This window comes from Streptomyces sp. DH10 (genome assembly GCF_029813805.1).
GTDB classification, from domain to species: Bacteria; Actinomycetota; Actinomycetes; order Streptomycetales; family Streptomycetaceae; genus Streptomyces; species Streptomyces coeruleofuscus.
In genome coordinates this window covers 270,702-289,338 of sequence record NZ_JARVKU010000003.1, presented here as the reverse complement: position 1 = coordinate 289,338, position 18,637 = coordinate 270,702, and the positions used below count along the sequence as shown (strand labels likewise).

Genomic DNA, 18,637 nt, shown 5'->3' with positions numbered 1-18,637 from the left:
CTACGCCTGGACGGAGGCCACGAAGTCCGACCAGGCCTTCGGTGCGAGTGCGAGTCGGGGGCCTGCGGTGTGCTTGGAGTCTCGGACGTGCACGGTGCGGGGCACTATCGCGATCTCGACGCAGGAGTTGCCGTCCGTGCCGCTGCTGTAGCTGCTCTTGAACCAAGTCAGTTCGGAGGTGTCCCCGGCAGAAGCGTTGCGGATCATGTTTCTCCCAGCACTTGCTCGATGAAGGCCAGCGACTCCCGCGGTGGGAGTGCCTGCGCTCGGATGGTGCCATACCGCAGCTCAAGGATGCGGAGCTGCTTGGGATCGGTGGTCGGCCGCCCGCTGAACGCACCGTCGGAACGCCCCACCGCCGATCCGTCCGGGAACTTCAGTAGCTCGATCTTGCCGTCCACGCCCGGGTGGGCATCGGTGTTCGTCGGCATGATCTGAAGCGTGACGCTACGCAACCTCCCCACGTCCAGCAGGTGTTCGAGCTGCTGTCGCCACACCATTGTGCCCCCGACCCGTCGACGCAGCACCGCCTCCTCCAGGACGTAGTGCACCGACGGGGCCGGATCGCGTTCGAAGACCGACTGCCGGGCCATCCGGGCGGCCACCATCCGTTCCACATCGTCCGGCGAATACCGGGGCTGCGCCGCCTCGAACAAGGCACGCGCGTGCTCCGGCGTCTGCAACAGCCCGTGGACGCTGTTGCACTCGTACACCCCGATCTCAACCGCCTGCCCCTCCAACTTGGCCAGCTCCCGCACCTTCTTGGGATACCGGACCCTCTTCACGTCCTCCCACGTCGCCGCGATGAGCCCACCCGCCCCCAGCACCTCGTCAGCCCTGAGCAGATAGTCCTGCCGAGGGATCCGCTTCCCGCCCTCGATCTTGTAGACCATGTCCTCGCCGTACCCCACCGCCGTCCCGAACTCGGCGGCCCGCATCCCCACCGTCTCCCGCCGCAGCTTCAACTGCCGCCCGACCGTGGCGATGACCGCGACTCCCCACTCGTCGTCCGGATCCACCTCCCAACCCGGCTCGTCCGCCTCGCCCTTGAGACGACCCGCGTCCGCCTCGACCGCCGTCATCCCGCACCCTTCCGTCGTACGATCGTGCCCAGCGCCCTACCCGTACGCCCGGCTCCGACAGCCCGGACACGACCGGACAGGCTCCGGACAGTTACCGTACGCACCCGCTGAGTCACTGTTCACAGTAATCACGGGCCGCCACGCTGAGTGACGTGACGCAGAAATCCCCCGAACTCACCACCGGCATCCGACACTTCAGCATCCAGCTGTCCCCCACCCCACGCGGCGCCCGCCTGGCCCGTCTCCTGGCCACCGAACAACTCCGCTCCTGGGGACTGCCGTTGGACCCGGCGAGGCAGGTCATCGCGGAGCTGTCGGCCAACGCGGCGCACCACGGTCGCATCCCCGGCCGTGACTTCCGCCTGCTCCTGTACGTCGTGGCCGACACCCTCCGCATCGAGGTCACGGACACCCGCGACGACCAGCTGCCGGCACCACCCCGGCTCCCCGCCCCGGAGTCCGAGTCCGGCCGCGGCCTGCTGCTCGTCGACGCGCTCGCCGACCGCTGGGGCGTCACCCCCGGTCCGCCACCACGCAAGACTGTCTGGGCCGAACTCACCCTCTGACCCCCGAAGCACCGGGTCCCGACACCTCGCGCTCCGGTGCCGCAGGCGGTCTTTTCCAAGAACCATTACGTGGAAAGAACCCCACCGAACCCCACCCCTCCCGCCCAGGCCGCCGCCTCACTCACGCGAGTGAACATCGCCAACTCAGCTGGATTCGGGAGCCCTTGCCTGCCCTACGCTCAGCGCAACACAACCGCAGACATGCGACGGCCCCCGCCGGGACGGCAATCCCAGTGCGAGGGCCTGACCACCGAGGAAGACGAGACCTTCCCTGATGGATACACAAAACCCTAGCGTGCCCTCGCCTGCCCACACCCCGGTAACCGGGAAGAAGCACCCGAACCGGCGGCACCCCCACACCGGCCTGGTTCACGACAACACCCGCCACACCACCCGCTTCACGGTGATCGGCAACCACCTCGCCCAGCACCCGGAGCTGTCGCTGCTCGCGATCGGGCTCGGCACGCACATCCAGTCGCTCCCAGCGGGCGCCCGAGTCGACATCAAGTCCCTCGCCGCCCGCTTCCCGGAGGGCACGACCCGCATCGCCGCCGCTCTGCGCGAGCTGGAGGCCCACGGCTACCTGCGGCGAGAGCGTGAACGCGTCCCCGGCGGCCGGATCATCACCCGCACGATCTCCTGCAACCAGCCAGGTCACAGCGGTAGAGACGCCCCTCGCCCAGCCCCGAGAAAGCGGACGAGGACGCCCGGCAGCAAGCTCCTCCCAGCGGTACCGCACCCGGCCTACCCTGCACCCGCCCTCCTCCAACAGGCTGCGGAGCTCCTCACAGAACTCCGCCGCCACGACCCCCGCCTCCTCCTCTCCGCCCGCGACACCGCCCACCTCGCCCCCGGCGTCGCCGCCTGGCTCGAGCGCGACGTCACCCCTGCCGCCGTACGCCACGCCCTGACTACCGACCTCCCACCCGAGGACCTCCGTCGCCCGGCCGCCCTCCTGGCCCACCGCCTCACAGCCCAACTACCGCCCCCACCCCCGTTCCGTGCCCCCGCTCCAGCACCGACCCGCCCGGCACCCACTCCAGACCTGCGACGGCTGCGACCGTGCCTTCCGCGCACCGGCCCCCGGCCGCTGCCACGACTGCCGACCCGAGCGGGCCGAGCTTCTGGAGGCCGCATGAGAAGAGCAACTGCCGCACACGTCGCCGCGCCCACCGGCAACACGGGCGGGATAGCCTGGCCGAGGCACTCCCTGGAGGTGGACACGATGAGCACTCAGGCCGACCACGGACATGAGCTGATCCCCCGCCCCCAGCAGACTCCTGACGCCCTGCGCGCGGCCCTCGCCGCCGTCGATCCGGCCCGCCTGGAAGAGATGCAGGCCACCAAGGACGAAGCCTTCGCCAAGGCGGTTGAGTGGCAGTCGCTGAGCCCGGTGCGGAGCTGGGTGCTGACCTGGGCCCGGGACATCGAGATCGCCCGGCGCCCCGATCTGTCCACCCGCTAGGCCGAGCGAAGGGCAACCTGGAACACGAGGACCCCGCCATCGCCCAAGAGGCCCTGCGTGAACTGAGCGGTGTCCTGGACGAAGCCATGAAGGCAGTCCGCGGGTGAGCTGGAAATGGGAGTACGCCTTCGGCGGGTAGGAAGCGGCCCGAACTGCTCCCACCAGCTTCCTCGCCGAGGTGGAAAGCAAGGCGGACGAACTGGTCAGGGCAGCCGAAGCCTTCCATGTCCACGGACAGGCCCATGACGGTGTCGACCCGAAGGGCGGCGACATCATCGTCCCCGGCGGCATGTTCACGTATCAGGTCGTCGTCCGCAGCGAGCGTGTCTACGTCGTCCAGATCACGTACCTGGGCTTCTGACACCCGAAACGCGTCTCACGATCGTGACGCCGCAACCGCACACGCCAGGACCTCGCCAGACATGCCCTAAGTCATGATCCGCCCCATGGACAAGCGAAGACGCGTACTCGGCACGTTTCTCGGGGTCACACTGGCCACCGTGCTCCTCCCCGGCATCAGCACGATCCTCGACTCGCCCCCGTGGGAGGTGGTCCTCGCCGGCGCGGTCTTCCTCATCGTGAACCAGCTGATCTACAGCTACCCGAGCGACATCCGGACCGCTCCCCCGGTCCTCCTGCTGCTCCTGGGCGTGGTCGGCATCGCTCAGGACACCCTGATCTGGCTGCTGGTGTCCTGGCTCGGCTCCGACATGGAGTACGGCCTTCACGTCGACGGCTTCCTCGCCGCCCTGCTCGGCGGCGTCATCGTGCGGGTGACGGTCCTGGTTCTCCTCGCCCTCGGACCGGCCGATGCCGCGTCCCAGCCGTCGTAGAACGGGCGTCGGAAACAGCGGAAGGGACCCGCACGACCGAAGTCGTACGGGCCCCTCCGAGCCACTCAGGTCAGTCGACCCTCAAGCCAGTCCGGAGACTCACTTGGTGATCTTGGTGACCTGGCCGGCGCCCACGGTCCGGCCACCCTCACGGATGGCGAACTTCAGGCCCTCCTCCATGGCGACGGGCTGGATGAGCTCCACCTTCATCTCGGTGTTGTCACCCGGCATGACCATCTCGGTGCCCTCGGGGAGGGTCACGACGCCGGTCACGTCCGTCGTACGGAAGTAGAACTGCGGGCGGTAGTTGTTGAAGAACGGCGTGTGGCGGCCACCCTCGTCCTTGGACAGGATGTAGGCCTGCGCCTCGAACTCGGTGTGCGGGGTGACCGAGCCCGGCTTGATGATGACCTGGCCGCGCTCGACGTCCTCGCGCTTGATGCCACGGAGGAGCAGACCGACGTTCTCACCGGCCTGGCCCTCGTCGAGGAGCTTCCGGAACATCTCGATACCGGTGACCGTGGTGGTGGTCTTCTCCGGCTTGATGCCCACGATGTCAACGGTCTCGTTGACCTTGAGGACACCACGCTCGATACGGCCGGTGACGACCGTACCGCGACCGGTGATCGTGAATACGTCCTCGATCGGCATGAGGAACGGCTTGTCGACGTCACGCTCGGGCTGCGGGATCGCCTCGTCGACGGCCTTCATCAGCTCGAGGACGGAGTTGCCCCACTCCTTGTCGCCCTCGAGGGCCTTGAGCGCCGAGACCTTGACGACCGGCAGGTCGTCGCCCGGGAACTCGTACTCGGAGAGGAGCTCACGGACCTCGAGCTCGACGAGCTCCAGGATCTCCTCGTCGTCCACCATGTCGGCCTTGTTCAGCGCGACGACGATGTACGGGACGCCGACCTGGCGGGCCAGGAGCACGTGCTCCTTGGTCTGCGGCATCGGGCCGTCGGTGGCGGCGACCACGAGGATGGCGCCGTCCATCTGCGCCGCACCCGTGATCATGTTCTTGATGTAGTCCGCGTGACCGGGGCAGTCGACGTGGGCGTAGTGACGCGTCTCGGTCTGGTACTCGACGTGCGCGATGGAGATGGTGATACCGCGCTGGCGCTCCTCAGGAGCCTTGTCGATCTGGTCGAAGGCCGAGGCCTCGTTCAGGTCCGGGTACGCGTCGTGCAGCACCTTGGTAATGGCGGCCGTGAGGGTCGTCTTACCGTGGTCGATGTGACCGATGGTGCCGATGTTGACGTGCGGCTTAGTCCGCTCGAACTTCGCCTTCGCCACTGGGGTCCTCCTGTGGAGTGGTTCTGGTACGCCTTACTCATCGGCGCCAGGTGATCTTTGCTGGAAAGCCCGGGCCCCGGGGCATTCTCACCATGATTGCGGCGGAATGCCCCTCAAGGCTCCGGAGTCAAGCCTACGGCGTGTAGACGCGGTGCGTTACTCGCCCTTGGCCTTCGCGATGATCTCCTCGGCGACGTTCCGGGGAACCTCGGCGTAGGAGTCGAACTGCATGGAGTAGCTGGCACGGCCGGACGTCTTGCTGCGCAGGTCGCCGACGTAACCGAACATCTCCGAAAGGGGCACGAGGCCCTTCACGACGCGGGCACCGGCCCGCTCCTCCATGGCCTGGATCTGGCCACGGCGGGAGTTGATGTCGCCGACGACCTCACCCATGTAGTCATCGGGCGTGGTGACCTCTACGGCCATCATCGGCTCGAGCAGCACGGGGCTGGCCTTGCGCGCGGCCTCCTTGAAGGCCTGCGAACCGGCGATCTTGAACGCGAGCTCGGAGGAGTCGACCTCGTGGTAGGCACCGTCGAGCAGCGTCACGCGGACACCGGTCATCTCGTAACCGGCGAGGATGCCGAACTGCATGGCCTCCTGCGCACCGGCGTCCACCGAAGGAATGTACTCCTTCGGCACACGGCCACCGGTCACCTTGTTGACGAACTCGTACGAGGCGTCGCCGCCCTCGATCGGCTCGATCGCGATGATGACGCGGGCGAACTGGCCGGTACCACCCGTCTGCTTCTTGTGGGTGAACTCGACCTTCTCGACGGCCTTGCGAATGGTCTCGCGGTACGCGACCTGCGGCTTGCCGACGTTGGCCTCGACCTTGAACTCACGGCGCATACGGTCGACCAGCACCTCGAGGTGCAGCTCGCCCATACCACCGATGATGGTCTGGCCGGTCTCCTCGTCCGAGTGGACCTGGAAGGACGGGTCCTCCTCGGCCAGGCGCTGGATCGCGACGCCCAGCTTCTCCTGGTCGCCCTTCGACTTGGGCTCGATGGCGACCTGGATGACCGGCGCCGGGAAGTCCATGGACTCCAGGATGACCGGGTTCTTGTCGTCCGACAGCGTCTCACCGGTGGTGGTCTGCTTCAGGCCCATGACGGCGACGATGTCGCCGGCGCCCACCGACTCGATCTCCTCACGCTTGTTCGCGTGCATGCGGTAGATCTTGCCGATGCGCTCCTTCTTGCCCTTCACCGAGTTCAGCACCTGGGTGCCGGAGTGAAGACGGCCGGAGTACACGCGGACGAAGGTGAGCTTGCCGAGGTGCGGGTCGCTCATGATCTTGAACGCGAGCGCGGAGAGGGGCTCCTCGTCCGACGGCTTGCGCGCGACGACCTTCTCCGGGTCCTTGACGTCGTGGCCCTCGATGGCCTCGACGTCGAGCGGAGTGGGCAGGTAGCGCACGACCGCGTCGAGCAGGGGCTGAACGCCCTTGTTCTTGAACGCGGTGCCGCAGAACACGGGGGTGACGGTGGTGCCGCCGCCCTTGCCGGACGCGATGGTGATGCGACGGATCGCGGCGTAGAGCTGCTCCACGGTGGGCTCGGTGCCCTCCAGGTACAGCTCCATCAGCTCTTCGTCGTTCTCGGCGACGGCCTCGAGCAGCTTGCCGCGGTACTCCTCGGCAGCCTCGGCGTGGGTGTCCGGGATGTCGACGGTGTCGTACATCTCACCCTTGGTCGCCTCGGCCGACCAGACCAGGGCCTTCATCGTCACGAGGTCGATGACGCCCTTGAAGTCCGCCTCGGCACCGATCGGCAGCTGCATGACCAGCGGCTGCGCGCCCAGACGGTCGCTGATCATGTCGACGCAGCGGTGGAACTCGGCACCGGTGCGGTCGAGCTTGTTGACGAAGCAGATCCGCGGAACGCCGTAGCGGTCCGCCTGACGCCACACCGTCTCGGACTGGGGCTCAACGCCGGCGACACCGTCGAACACCGTCACGGCACCGTCGAGCACGCGCAGGGAGCGCTCCACCTCGACGGTGAAGTCGACGTGACCCGGGGTGTCGATGATGTTGATGGTGTAGTCGTTGTCCTCGAGCGGCCAGTGACAGGTGGTGGCAGCAGAGGTGATCGTGATGCCACGCTCCTGCTCCTGCTCCATCCAGTCCATGGTGGCAGCGCCGTCGTGGACCTCACCGATCTTGTAGGAAACGCCGGTGTAGAACAGGATCCGCTCGGTGGTGGTCGTCTTGCCCGCGTCGATGTGGGCCATGATCCCGATGTTGCGGACCTTGGCCAGGTCAAGTGAAGTGGTAGCCATAAGGCTTCAGTCTTCTCTCGGTCTCGATGTGGGTAGCGACTACCAGCGGTAGTGCGCGAAGGCCTTGTTGGACTCGGCCATCTTGTGGGTGTCCTCGCGCTTCTTCACGGCCGCACCGAGCCCGTTGGAGGCGTCGAGAAGCTCGTTGAGGAGACGCTCGGTCATGGTCTTCTCGCGGCGGGCGCGGGAGTAACCGACGAGCCAGCGCAGCGCCAGGGTGTTGGCGCGGCCGGGCTTGACCTCGACCGGCACCTGGTAGGTGGCACCACCGACACGGCGGGACTTGACCTCGAGGGTCGGCTTGATGTTCTCGAGAGCGCGCTTCAGCGTGATGACCGGGTCGTTGCCGGTCTTCTCGCGCAGACCCTCCATGGCGCCGTAGACGATGCGCTCGGCGGTGGAGCGCTTGCCGTTCAGCAGCACCTTGTTGATCAGGGAGGTCACCAGAGGAGAGCCGTAGACCGGGTCGATGATGACCGGGCGCTTCGGGGCGGGGCCCTTACGAGGCATTCTTACTTCTCCTTCTTGGCGCCGTAGCGGCTGCGGGCCTGCTTGCGGTTCTTGACACCCTGGGTGTCCAGCGAACCGCGGATGATCTTGTAGCGAACACCCGGCAGGTCCTTCACACGGCCGCCGCGCACGAGCACGATGGAGTGCTCCTGCAGGTTGTGTCCCTCACCCGGAATGTAAGCGGTGACCTCGATCCCGCTGGTCAGACGCACACGCGCGACCTTACGCAGGGCCGAGTTCGGCTTCTTCGGGGTGGTCGTGAACACACGCGTGCAGACGCCACGACGCTGAGGGGAACCCTCGAGTGCGGGCGTCTTGTTCTTCTCGACCTTGTCCTGCCGGCCCTTGCGGACCAGCTGCTGGATCGTAGGCACTACTTCTCCGGTTTCTGTGTGCCGATAGGTGAAGCTAACCTGGAACGTCGCCGACCCACGCGGTCGGGTGTGTCGAATCCCGCGGACTCCCGCCGCCAGGCAGAATTAAGCGCGGATCACGGTGGCCGGTATCAGCTCGACGTGCGGTTCATGGCACGCACGAGAGCCAGGGCACACCCCAGGCACAAGGTCTGAGCGTACCTATCGCATTGGCTGCGGTCAAAACAAATGGGTGTCGGCCGCATCGCCACACGGGGCATGTCAAGACCCCCGGCCGTTGTCGATCTTCAATTCGATGACGGCTGTCCGCTTTGCGCACGTTTCTCGCAGCGCCGGACGTCACCCCGCCACGATGGACACCACCGTCAGCAACACCAGGACGAGTGCCCAGCCGACGGTGGACAACCACCCCAGTACGAGACCGGTCAGCGCGAGCCCGTCCCCGAGCTCCCCCCGGCTGCGGATCTCGGCCCGCGCCACGTGCCCCAGCACCACGGCCGGGATCCCCGTCAGCCCCATGGTCGGCACACACAGCAGCCCGCACACGCCGGCCGCCACCGCCTTCCCGTTCGTCTGCGGCCGCGGCACGGGCAGAAACGTCCGCGGCACGGGCATCACCCCGGCCGGCTGCGGCATGGGCCCCTGAGGCAGATCGGCGACGAGCATCGCCAGCTCCCCCACGGTCCGCGCCGCGTACGCCCGCGCCACCCGCTTCTCGAACTCACCGTGCTCCATCCGCCCCTCGCCGTACCCGGCTCTGAGCACGTCCACGGCCCGCTCCCGATCGGCATGCGAGGCGAGCATGGACGGGACACTGGGGCCCTGCCAGGGCTGCCAGGAGGGATAGGGCGGCTGGGACACGTCGGGCACCTCCCCGGAGCGCGGAGTCCCTCCATGATGCGCCCTGGCGGCCCTCCTGGCACCGGCGCGTCCCCGCTGACACGCCGAAGGGCGGCCACCCCGAGAGGTGACCGCCCTTCAGTGACTCAGACGACGTACGCCTTACTGGTTGTACGGACCGTAGTCGTAGTCCTCCAGCGGCACGGCCTGGCCGGAGCCCGTGCCGAACGGCGAGTAGTCGATGTCGTCGTAGCCGACGGCCGAGTACATCGCGGCCTTGGCCTCCTCGGTCGGCTCGACCCGGATGTTGCGGTAGCGGGACAGACCCGTACCGGCCGGGATGAGCTTACCGATGATGACGTTCTCCTTGAGGCCGATGAGGCTGTCGGACTTGGCGTTGATCGCCGCGTCCGTCAGGACTCGGGTCGTCTCCTGGAAGGAGGCGGCCGACAGCCAGGATTCCGTCGCCAGCGAGGCCTTGGTGATACCCATCAGCTGCGGACGACCGGAGGCCGGGTGACCGCCCTCCTGGACCACACGACGGTTCTCGGTCTCGAACTTCGAGCGCTCGACCAGCTCGCCGGGCAGCAGCTCGGCGTCGCCGGACTCGATGATCGTCACGCGGCGGAGCATCTGCCGGATGATGATCTCGATGTGCTTGTCGTGGATCGACACACCCTGCGAGTTGTAGACCTTCTGGACCTCGCCGACCAGGTGGACCTGGACGGCACGCTGACCCAGGATGCGCAGCACGTCGTGCGGGTTGGTGGCACCCACGGTGAGCTTCTGGCCCACCTCGACGTGCTCGCCCTCGCTGACCATCAGACGGGCACGCTTCGAGATCGGGTAGGCCATCTCGTCGCTGCCGTCGTCCGGAGTGACGACGATCTTCTTGGTCTTCTCGGTCTCCTCGATCCGGACGCGGCCGGAGGCCTCGGAGATCGGGGCGACACCCTTCGGGGTACGGGCCTCGAAGAGCTCGACGACACGCGGCAGACCCTGGGTGATGTCGTCACCGGCCACACCACCGGTGTGGAAGGTACGCATCGTCAGCTGGGTACCGGGCTCACCGATGGACTGGGCGGCGATGATGCCGACCGCCTCACCGATGTCGACCAGCTTGCCGGTGGCCAGCGAACGGCCGTAGCACATCGCGCAGGTACCGACGGCGGACTCGCAGGTCAGGACCGAGCGGGTCTTGACCTCCTCGACGCCGTGGCGGACCAGCTCGTCGATGAGCACGTCGCCGAGGTCGGTACCGGCCGGGGCCAGCACCTTGCCGTCGACCACGATGTCCTCGGCGAGGCAGCGCGCGTACACGGACGTCTCGACGTCCTCCGCCTTGAGCAGCGTGCCCTCGGCGTTCCGGCTCGCGATCTGCAGACGCAGACCGCGCTCGGTGCCGCAGTCCTCCTCGCGAATGATGACGTCCTGGGAGACGTCGACCAGACGACGCGTGAGGTAACCCGAGTCGGCGGTACGCAGAGCGGTGTCCGCCAGACCCTTACGGGCACCGTGCGTGGAGATGAAGTACTCCAGCACGGACAGGCCCTCACGGAAGGAAGCCTTGATCGGACGCGGGATCGTCTCGTTCTTCGCGTTCGACACCAGACCACGCATACCGGCGATCTGACGCATCTGCATCATGTTGCCTCGTGCACCCGAGTTCACCATCATGAAGATCGGGTTGGTCTTCGGGAAGTTGTCGTTCATCGCCTCGGCGACCTCGTTGGTCGCCTTGGTCCAGATCGCGATGAGCTCCTGCGTGCGCTCGTCCTTGGTGATCAGACCGCGCTCGTACTGCTTCTGGACCTTCTCGTCCTGCGCCTCGTAGCCCTTGACGATCTCCTTCTTCGCCTCGGGAACGACGACGTCGGAGATGGCCACGGTGACGCCGGAGCGGGTCGCCCAGAAGAAGCCGGACGCCTTCAGGTTGTCGAGCGTCGCCGCCACGATGACCTTCGGGTAGCGCTCGGCGAGGTCGTTGACGATCTCGGAGAGCTGCTTCTTGCCGACCTCGTAGTCGACGAACGGGTAGTCCTCGGGCAGCAGCTCGTTGAAGAGCGCGCGGCCCAGCGTGGTGTTCAGCCGGAAGCTGTCACCCTGCTGCCACTCGGGCTCGCCCTCCTCGCGCGCCGGCGGGGTCCAGCCGCGGGGCGGGATGGTGCCGACCGGGAAGCGGACGTCGATCCTCGACTGGAGCGACAGCTCGCCCGCGTCGAAGGCCATGATCGCCTCGGCGACCGAGGCGAAGGAACGGCCCTCGCCCTTGAGGTCGCGCATCTCGCCGTCGGTGGTGAGGAAGAACAGACCGAGGACCATGTCCTGGGTCGGCATCGTCACCGGACGGCCGTCGGCCGGCTTGAGGATGTTGTTCGAGGACAGCATCAGGATGCGGGCCTCGGCCTGCGCCTCCGCGGACAGCGGAAGGTGCACGGCCATCTGGTCACCGTCGAAGTCCGCGTTGAACGCGGTGCAGACGAGCGGGTGGATCTGGATGGCCTTGCCCTCGACCAGCTGCGGCTCGAAGGCCTGGATGCCGAGGCGGTGCAGCGTGGGCGCACGGTTCAGCAGAACCGGGTGCTCCGCGATGACCTCTTCCAGCACGTCGTACACGACCGTGCGGCCGCGCTCGACCATGCGCTTGGCGCTCTTGATGTTCTGCGCGTGGTTCAGGTCGACCAGGCGCTTCATCACGAACGGCTTGAAGAGCTCCAGCGCCATCGCCTTCGGCAGACCGCACTGGTGCAGCTTCAGCTGCGGACCGACGACGATCACGGAACGCGCGGAGTAGTCCACACGCTTACCGAGCAGGTTCTGACGGAAGCGACCCTGCTTACCCTTCAGCATGTCGCTGAGGGACTTCAGCGGGCGGTTACCGGGACCGGTGACCGGGCGACCACGGCGGCCGTTGTCGAACAGCGCGTCGACGGCCTCCTGGAGCATGCGCTTCTCGTTGTTGACGATGATCTCGGGCGCACCGAGGTCGAGAAGGCGCTTCAGCCGGTTGTTCCGGTTGATCACACGGCGGTACAGGTCGTTCAGGTCGGAGGTCGCGAAGCGGCCACCGTCCAGCTGCACCATCGGGCGAAGGTCCGGCGGGATGACCGGCACGCAGTCCAGCACCATACCCTTGGGGCTGTTGCTGGTCTGGAGGAACGCGGAGACGACCTTCAGGCGCTTGAGCGCACGGGTCTTCTTCTGGCCCTTGCCGGTGCGGATGATCTCGCGGAGGCGCTCGGCCTCCTCGTCGAGGTCGAAGGACTCCAGGCGCTTCTGCAGCGCCGCGGCACCCATCGAGCCGTCGAAGTACGTGCCGAAGCGGTCGCGCAGCTCGCGGTAGAGCAGCTCGTCGCCCTCGAGGTCCTGGACCTTGAGGTTCTTGAACCGGTTCCACACCTCGTCGAGACGGTCGATCTCGCGCTGCGCACGGTCGCGCAGCTGCTTCATCTCGCGCTCGGCACCCTCGCGCACCTTGCGGCGCACGTCGGCCTTGGCGCCCTCGGCCTCCAGCTCGGCCAGGTCGGTCTCGAGCTTCTTGGCCCGGGCCTCCAGGTCGGCGTCGCGGCGCTGCTCGATCTGCTGGCGCTCGACGGAGACGTGGGCCTCCAGCGAGGGCAGGTCGCGCGTGCGGCGCTCCTCGTCGACGTACGTGATCATGTACGCCGCGAAGTAGATGACCTTCTCCAGGTCCTTCGGGGCGAGGTCGAGCAGGTAACCCAGCCGCGACGGGACGCCCTTGAAGTACCAGATGTGCGTGACGGGCGCGGCGAGCTCGATGTGGCCCATCCGCTCACGGCGCACCTTGGCACGCGTGACCTCGACGCCACAGCGCTCACAGATGATGCCCTTGAAGCGGACACGCTTGTACTTGCCGCAGTAGCACTCCCAGTCCCGGGTCGGACCGAAGATCTTCTCGCAGAAGAGTCCGTCCTTTTCGGGCTTGAGCGTGCGGTAGTTGATGGTCTCGGGCTTCTTGACCTCGCCGTGGCTCCACTGACGGATGTCGTCAGCGGTAGCCAGACCGATCCGGAGCTCGTCGAAGAAGTTGACGTCGAGCACTATGCGTCAATCCCTCTCAGGGTTGTAAGTCTTTGGTCTGATACGGGGGTCCTGGGGCCGGCGGCCTTCATGACGAAGGCCGCCGAACTCCCGTCAGACCTCTTCGACGCTGCTCGGCTCGCGCCGGGACAGGTCGATGCCGAGCTCCTCCGCAGCGCGGAAGACGTCCTCGTCGGTGTCACGCATCTCGATGGACATACCGTCGCTGGACAGCACCTCCACGTTCAGGCAGAGAGACTGCATCTCCTTGATGAGCACCTTGAAGGACTCGGGGATGCCGGGCTCGGGGATGTTCTCGCCCTTGACGATGGCCTCGTAGACCTTCACGCGGCCGGTGACGTCGTCGGACTTGATGGTCAGCAGCTCCTGGAGCGCGTAGGCGGCGCCGTACGCCTCGAGTGCCCACACCTCCATCTCGCCGAACCGCTGGCCACCGAACTGGGCCTTACCACCCAGCGGCTGCTGGGTGATCATGGAGTACGGGCCGGTCGAACGGGCGTGCAGCTTGTCGTCGACCAGGTGGTGCAGCTTCAGGATGTACATGTAGCCGACCGAGATCGGCTCCGGGAACGGCTCGCCGGAGCGGCCGTCGAACAGTCGCGCCTTGCCGGACGGGAGCACCATGCGCTCGCCGTCGCGGTTCGGGATGGTGTGGTTCAGCAGACCGGCCAGCTCGTCCTCGCGGGCACCGTCGAAGACCGGCGTCGCGACGTTGGTCCGCGGCGGGACCTGGTCGGCGTCGATGGCCTGGAGACGCTGCGCCCACTCGTCGGCGAGACCGGAGACGTCCCAGCCCTGGCTGGCGAGCCAGCCGAGGTGGATCTCCAGCACCTGTCCCGGGTTCATTCGGGACGGCACACCAAGCGGGTTGAGGATGATGTCGACCGGGGTGCCGTCCTCCAGGAACGGCATGTCCTCGATCGGCAGGATCTTCGAGATGACGCCCTTGTTGCCGTGGCGGCCGGCGAGCTTGTCACCGTCGGTGATCTTGCGCTTCTGCGCGACGTAGACGCGCACCAGCTGGTTCACACCGGGGGGAAGCTCGTCGCCCTCCTCGCGGTCGAAGACGCGAACGCCGATGACCTTGCCGATCTCGCCGTGCGGCACCTTCAGCGAGGTGTCACGGACCTCACGGGCCTTCTCACCGAAGATCGCGCGCAGCAGGCGCTCCTCCGGCGTCAGCTCGGTCTCACCCTTGGGCGTGACCTTGCCGACCAGGATGTCACCGGCGACGACCTCGGCACCGATCCGGATGATGCCGCGCTCGTCGAGGTCGGCGAGGACCTCCTCGGAGACGTTCGGGATGTCCCGCGTGATCTCCTCGGGGCCGAGCTTGGTGTCACGGGCGTCGACCTCGTGCTCCTCGATGTGGATCGAGGAGAGGACGTCGTCCTGCACGAGGCGCTGCGACAGGATGATCGCGTCCTCGTAGTTGTGACCCTCCCACGGCATGAACGCCACGAGCAGGTTCTTGCCCAGCGCCATCTCGCCGTTCTGGGTGGCCGGACCGTCGGCCAGGACCTGGCCCTCGATGATCCGGTCGCCCTCGGCCACGATGACCTTCTGGTTGACCGAGGTGCCCTGGTTGGAGCGGGCGAACTTGGCCAGGCGGTACGTGATGTACGTGCCGTCGTCGTTGGCGGTGGTGATGTAGTCGGCGGAGACCTCCTGGACCACACCGGCCTTCTCGGCCTTGACCACGTCGCCGGCGTCGACCGCGGAGCGGTACTCCATGCCGGTGCCGACGAGCGGGGCTTCCGCCTGGATCAGCGGAACGGCCTGGCGCATCATGTTCGCGCCCATGAGGGCACGGTTGGCGTCGTCGTGCTCCAGGAAGGGGATCATGGCGGTCGCGACCGACACCATCTGGCGCGGCGAGACGTCCATGTAATCCACGTCCTCGCCGCCGACGTAGTCGACCTCACCGCCCTTGCGGCGGACCAGGACGCGGGCCTCGGCGAAGCGGAGGTCGTCCGTCAGCGGCGCGTTGGCCTGCGCGATGACGAAGCGGTCCTCCTCGTCGGCGGTCAGGTAGTCGACCTCGTCGGTGACCTGGCCCTCGAACACCTTGCGGTACGGGGTCTCGACAAAACCGAACGCGTTGACCCGGCCGTAGGAGGCGAGCGAGCCGATCAGACCGATGTTCGGGCCTTCAGGGGTCTCGATCGGGCACATGCGGCCGTAGTGCGAGGGGTGCACGTCACGGACCTCGAAGCCGGCCCGCTCACGGGACAGACCACCCGGGCCGAGCGCGGACAGACGCCGCTTGTGCGTCAGACCCGACAGCGGGTTGTTCTGGTCCATGAACTGGGACAGCTGGCTGGTGCCGAAGAACTCCTTGATGGAGGCGACGACCGGCCGGATGTTGATCAGGGTCTGCGGCGTGATCGCCTCGACGTCCTGGGTCGTCATCCGCTCGCGGACGACACGCTCCATACGCGCCAGACCCGTACGGACCTGGTTCTGGATGAGCTCGCCGACGCTGCGCAGGCGGCGGTTGCCGAAGTGGTCGATGTCGTCGGTCTCGACGACCACGGACGTGCCGTTGTCACCGACCGTCTCGGTCTCGCCGGCGTGCAGCTTCACCAGGTACTTGATCGTCGCGATGATGTCCTCGACGGTCAGGATCCCGGCGTCCAGCGGGGTGTCGGTACCCAGCTTCTTGTTGACCTTGTAGCGGCCGACCTTGGCCAGGTCGTAGCGCTTGGGGTTGAAGTAGAGGTTCTCGAGCAGCGTCTGCGCGGCCTCACGCGTGGGGGGCTCGCCCGGGCGCAGCTTGCGGTAGATGTCGAGCAGCGCGTCGTCCTGGCCCTGGGTGTGGTCCTTCTCCAGGGTGGCGCGCATGGACTCGTACTCGCCGAACTCCTCGAGGATCTGCTCGGTGGTCCAGCCGAGCGCCTTGAGCAGGACGGTGACGGACTGCTTGCGCTTGCGGTCGATGCGGACACCGACCATGTCGCGCTTGTCGATCTCCATCTCCAGCCAGGCACCCCGGGACGGGATGATCTTCGCGGAGAAGATGTCCTTGTCGGACGTCTTGTCGATGGAGGAGTCGAAGTAGACGCCGGGCGAACGGACGAGCTGCGACACCACGACACGCTCGGTGCCGTTGATGACGAAGGTGCCCTTGTTCGTCATGAGCGGGAAGTCGCCCATGAAGACCGTCTGGGACTTGATCTCACCGGTCTCGTTGTTGGTGAACTCGGCGGTGACGAAGAGCGGGGCCGCGTACGTGAAGTCGCGCTCCTTGCACTCGTCGATCGAGTTCTTCGGCGGCTCGAAGCGGTGGTCGCGGAAGGTCAGCGACATCGACCCGCTGAAGTCCTCGATCGGGGAGATCTCCTCGAAGATCTCCTCGAGCCCGGACTTGGTGGGGACGTCCTGACCGTTCTCGAGAGCCTCCTCGACCCGACTCTGCCAGGCGGTGTTGCCGAGCAGCCAGTCGAAGCTCTCGGTCTGCAGCGCGAGCAGGTTCGGAACCTCGAGAGGCTCCTTGATCTTTGCAAAAGAGATGCGCAGCGGGGCAGTGCTGGCGGCGTTGTTCGTATTCGCGGTCGAGGCGTTGCGCGAGGCGGCCAAGAGGGGGTCCTTCCGAGGGCTCGGACTCACTACGCGCGTACCGGCCCCTCTCCCGTACACAGAGACAAGCTATGTCGGTCCGGCCGAAAAGCCAGGTCAGACAGGTCTTGTCGTCGATGCTCGGGCGAGGGCAGACCCCTGGTGACGGGCAGGGGACAGCTAACAGGCAGCGCAAAGGGTCAGTGTAGCCATACGGCACACTGATGTCCAGTCCGGGTTCGGAAACCCGTGTTCACCCTCGTTGTTCCACTCCTGCGACACGGCGCTGCCCTCAACGCACGTTGATACTGCCCTCTTCGTCGCCGATCCATGCCTCGGATTCGGATCCTGTGACGACGCGTCCTGAGAATTGCGCGCTGCGTGCGGTTCGTCAAGGCCCCCCTGCCCGATCCGGGGCCGGCCCAGAGACACGACGAAGATCACCATACCCCCCGTCACAGAGGGTTCAAGGCAACCGTGGCCGGACCCCGGAAACGCCGAAGAGCGACCACCCGGATGGATGATCGCTCTTCCGCGCTTACGCGTTACACGTCCAGTGGGACGTGTCGTGGATCCTGGCGGATCCGAGAGGTCTTACTTGACCTCGACGGAGGCACCGGCGCCCTCGAGGGACTCCTTGGCCTTGTCGGCGGCCTCCTTGTTGACCTTCTCCAGAACCGGCTTCGGCGCACCGTCGACCAGGTCCTTGGCCTCCTTCAGGCCCAGGGAGGTCAGCTCACGCACGACCTTGATGACCTGGATCTTCTTGTCACCGGCGCCGGTGAGGACGACGTCGAACTCGTCCTTCTCCTCCTCGGCCGGGGCAGCCGGGCCACCCTGGGCCGGGCCCGCGACGGCGACCGCGGCGGCGGCGGCGGTGACGTCGAACTTCTCCTCGAACGCCTTCACGAACTCGGAGAGCTCGATGAGGGTCATCTCCTCGAACTGCGCGAGCAGGTCTTCCTGGCTGAGCTTCGCCATGATTGGCGGTCCTTCCACTAAATCGGCAGGTGCCGGATGTACATGTGAGGCGGGCGTACTACTGGCCCGCGACGGCCTCCGCGTTCAGGCAGCGGAAGCCGGGATGCGAGCCGAGTTACTCGGCACCGCCCTGCTCGTCCTGCTTGGCACGGAGCGCGTCCACGGTGCGGACGAGCTTCGACGGCAGCGCCTGGAAGACAGAGGCAGCCTGGGACTGCTTGCCCTTCATGGCACCGGCCAGCTTGGAGAGCAGAACCTCGCGGGACTCGAGGTCCGCAAGCTTCTTGATGTCGTCAGCGGACAACACCTTGCCGTCAAGGACGCCGCCCTTGATGACCAGGCTGGGGTTGTCCTTGGCGAAGTCACGGAGACCCTTCGCCGCCTCGACCGGGTCACCGGTCACGAAGGCGACGGCCGACGAACCCGTGAAGAGGTCGTCGATCTCGTTGATCCCGGCCTCGTTGGCCGCAATCTTGGTCAGCGTGTTCTTTGCCACACGGTAGTTAGCGTTCTCACCGAGTGAACGACGCAGCTTCTGGAGCTGCGCCACGGTGAGACCGGTGTACGCGGTGATGACGGCGCCGTTGGAGTTACGGAACTTGTCCCGCATCTCCTCGACGGCATCGACCTTGTCAGGCCTCGCCATGAGCCTCGGCCTCCTTCCGGGTGATTCGGACCGCGCGGACCCGAAGGAGGACTGGGGAAAACGAAACGCCCCGGCGCAGGCGCACGGGGCGTAGCTCGACCGTTTGCACGCACGCACGAGGCGGCGGGCTCCGGGAGCTTCTCC

At 66.7% G+C, this 18,637-nt stretch carries 15 protein-coding genes and 1 pseudogene; 5 read left to right on the top strand and 11 right to left on the bottom strand.

The genetic code is table 11. The features are described 5' to 3' along the window. Together QC385_RS08245 and QC385_RS08240 are read right to left on the bottom strand one after the other, a co-directional pair. Window positions 1-207 (bottom strand): DUF397 domain-containing protein, encoded by a 207-nt coding sequence (locus tag QC385_RS08245; protein ID WP_279540608.1) that lies wholly within the window; start codon window positions 205-207, stop codon window positions 1-3. Continuing rightward, entirely contained in the window at window positions 204-1,082 is an 879-nt protein-coding gene (locus QC385_RS08240; RefSeq protein WP_279540607.1) for a helix-turn-helix domain-containing protein, read from the bottom strand. The genes QC385_RS08245 and QC385_RS08240 overlap by 4 nt, the downstream gene beginning before the upstream one ends. Window positions 1,083-1,234: 152 nt before the next feature. Between QC385_RS08240 and QC385_RS08235 the strand changes: the two genes are divergently transcribed. The 5 genes and pseudogenes from QC385_RS08235 to QC385_RS08215 all read left to right on the top strand — a co-directional run bounded on the left by QC385_RS08235 (window position 1,235) and on the right by QC385_RS08215 (window position 3,946). Further along, window positions 1,235-1,648, top strand: a complete 414-nt coding sequence (locus tag QC385_RS08235; protein ID WP_279540606.1) for an ATP-binding protein — start codon at window positions 1,235-1,237, stop codon at window positions 1,646-1,648. Between the two features lie 274 nt (window positions 1,649-1,922). Continuing rightward, window positions 1,923-2,787, top strand: a pseudogene (locus QC385_RS08230) (helix-turn-helix domain-containing protein). After that, entirely contained in the window at window positions 2,784-3,113 is a 330-nt protein-coding gene (locus QC385_RS08225) for a hypothetical protein (RefSeq protein ID WP_279540605.1), read from the top strand. Before QC385_RS08230 ends, QC385_RS08225 begins: the two are co-directional and overlap by 4 nt. A gap of 178 nt (window positions 3,114-3,291) precedes the next feature. Further along, on the top strand, window positions 3,292-3,474 hold the full coding sequence (locus tag QC385_RS08220; protein ID WP_336621279.1) for a hypothetical protein: 183 nt from the start codon (window positions 3,292-3,294) through the stop codon (window positions 3,472-3,474). Window positions 3,475-3,559: 85 nt separating this feature from the next. Then, the gene (locus QC385_RS08215; RefSeq protein WP_279540604.1) at window positions 3,560-3,946 is read left to right on the top strand and encodes a phage holin family protein; all 387 of its coding nucleotides are present in this window, start codon (window positions 3,560-3,562) and stop codon (window positions 3,944-3,946) included. Window positions 3,947-4,045: 99 nt separating this feature from the next. Here the strand turns inward: QC385_RS08215 and tuf are convergent, their stop codons facing one another. The 9 genes from tuf to rplJ form a co-directional block, all read right to left on the bottom strand. Next, complete coding sequence (gene tuf / locus QC385_RS08210; RefSeq protein WP_279540603.1) at window positions 4,046-5,239, bottom strand: elongation factor Tu; 1,194 nt, start codon at window positions 5,237-5,239, stop codon at window positions 4,046-4,048. A 156-nt stretch (window positions 5,240-5,395) separates the two neighbouring features. Next, the gene (gene fusA / locus QC385_RS08205; protein WP_279540602.1) at window positions 5,396-7,522 is read right to left on the bottom strand and encodes an elongation factor G; all 2,127 of its coding nucleotides are present in this window, start codon (window positions 7,520-7,522) and stop codon (window positions 5,396-5,398) included. Window positions 7,523-7,561: 39 nt separating this feature from the next. Beyond that, the gene (gene rpsG, locus QC385_RS08200) at window positions 7,562-8,032 is read right to left on the bottom strand and encodes a 30S ribosomal protein S7 (protein WP_003998848.1); all 471 of its coding nucleotides are present in this window, start codon (window positions 8,030-8,032) and stop codon (window positions 7,562-7,564) included. A gap of 2 nt (window positions 8,033-8,034) precedes the next feature. Next, a complete protein-coding gene (gene rpsL / locus QC385_RS08195) occupies window positions 8,035-8,406 on the bottom strand; it encodes a 30S ribosomal protein S12 (protein WP_003948652.1) in 372 nt (123 codons plus the stop codon). A gap of 339 nt (window positions 8,407-8,745) precedes the next feature. Then, a complete protein-coding gene (locus tag QC385_RS08190; protein WP_279540601.1) occupies window positions 8,746-9,267 on the bottom strand; it encodes a DUF1707 and DUF4190 domain-containing protein in 522 nt (173 codons plus the stop codon). A 141-nt stretch (window positions 9,268-9,408) separates the two neighbouring features. After that, entirely contained in the window at window positions 9,409-13,308 is a 3,900-nt protein-coding gene (locus QC385_RS08185; RefSeq protein ID WP_279540600.1) for a DNA-directed RNA polymerase subunit beta', read from the bottom strand. Window positions 13,309-13,401: 93 nt separating this feature from the next. Next, window positions 13,402-16,887, bottom strand: a complete 3,486-nt coding sequence (rpoB, locus tag QC385_RS08180; RefSeq protein WP_279540599.1) for a DNA-directed RNA polymerase subunit beta — start codon at window positions 16,885-16,887, stop codon at window positions 13,402-13,404. Window positions 16,888-17,460: 573 nt separating this feature from the next. After that, window positions 17,461-17,847 (bottom strand): 50S ribosomal protein L7/L12, encoded by a 387-nt coding sequence (gene rplL / locus QC385_RS08175; protein ID WP_059424784.1) that lies wholly within the window; start codon window positions 17,845-17,847, stop codon window positions 17,461-17,463. A 115-nt stretch (window positions 17,848-17,962) separates the two neighbouring features. Next, window positions 17,963-18,493: a 50S ribosomal protein L10 gene (gene rplJ, locus QC385_RS08170; protein WP_279540598.1), complete on the bottom strand. Its 531-nt coding sequence runs from the start codon at window positions 18,491-18,493 to the stop codon at window positions 17,963-17,965. Window positions 18,494-18,637 lie beyond the last annotated feature (144 nt).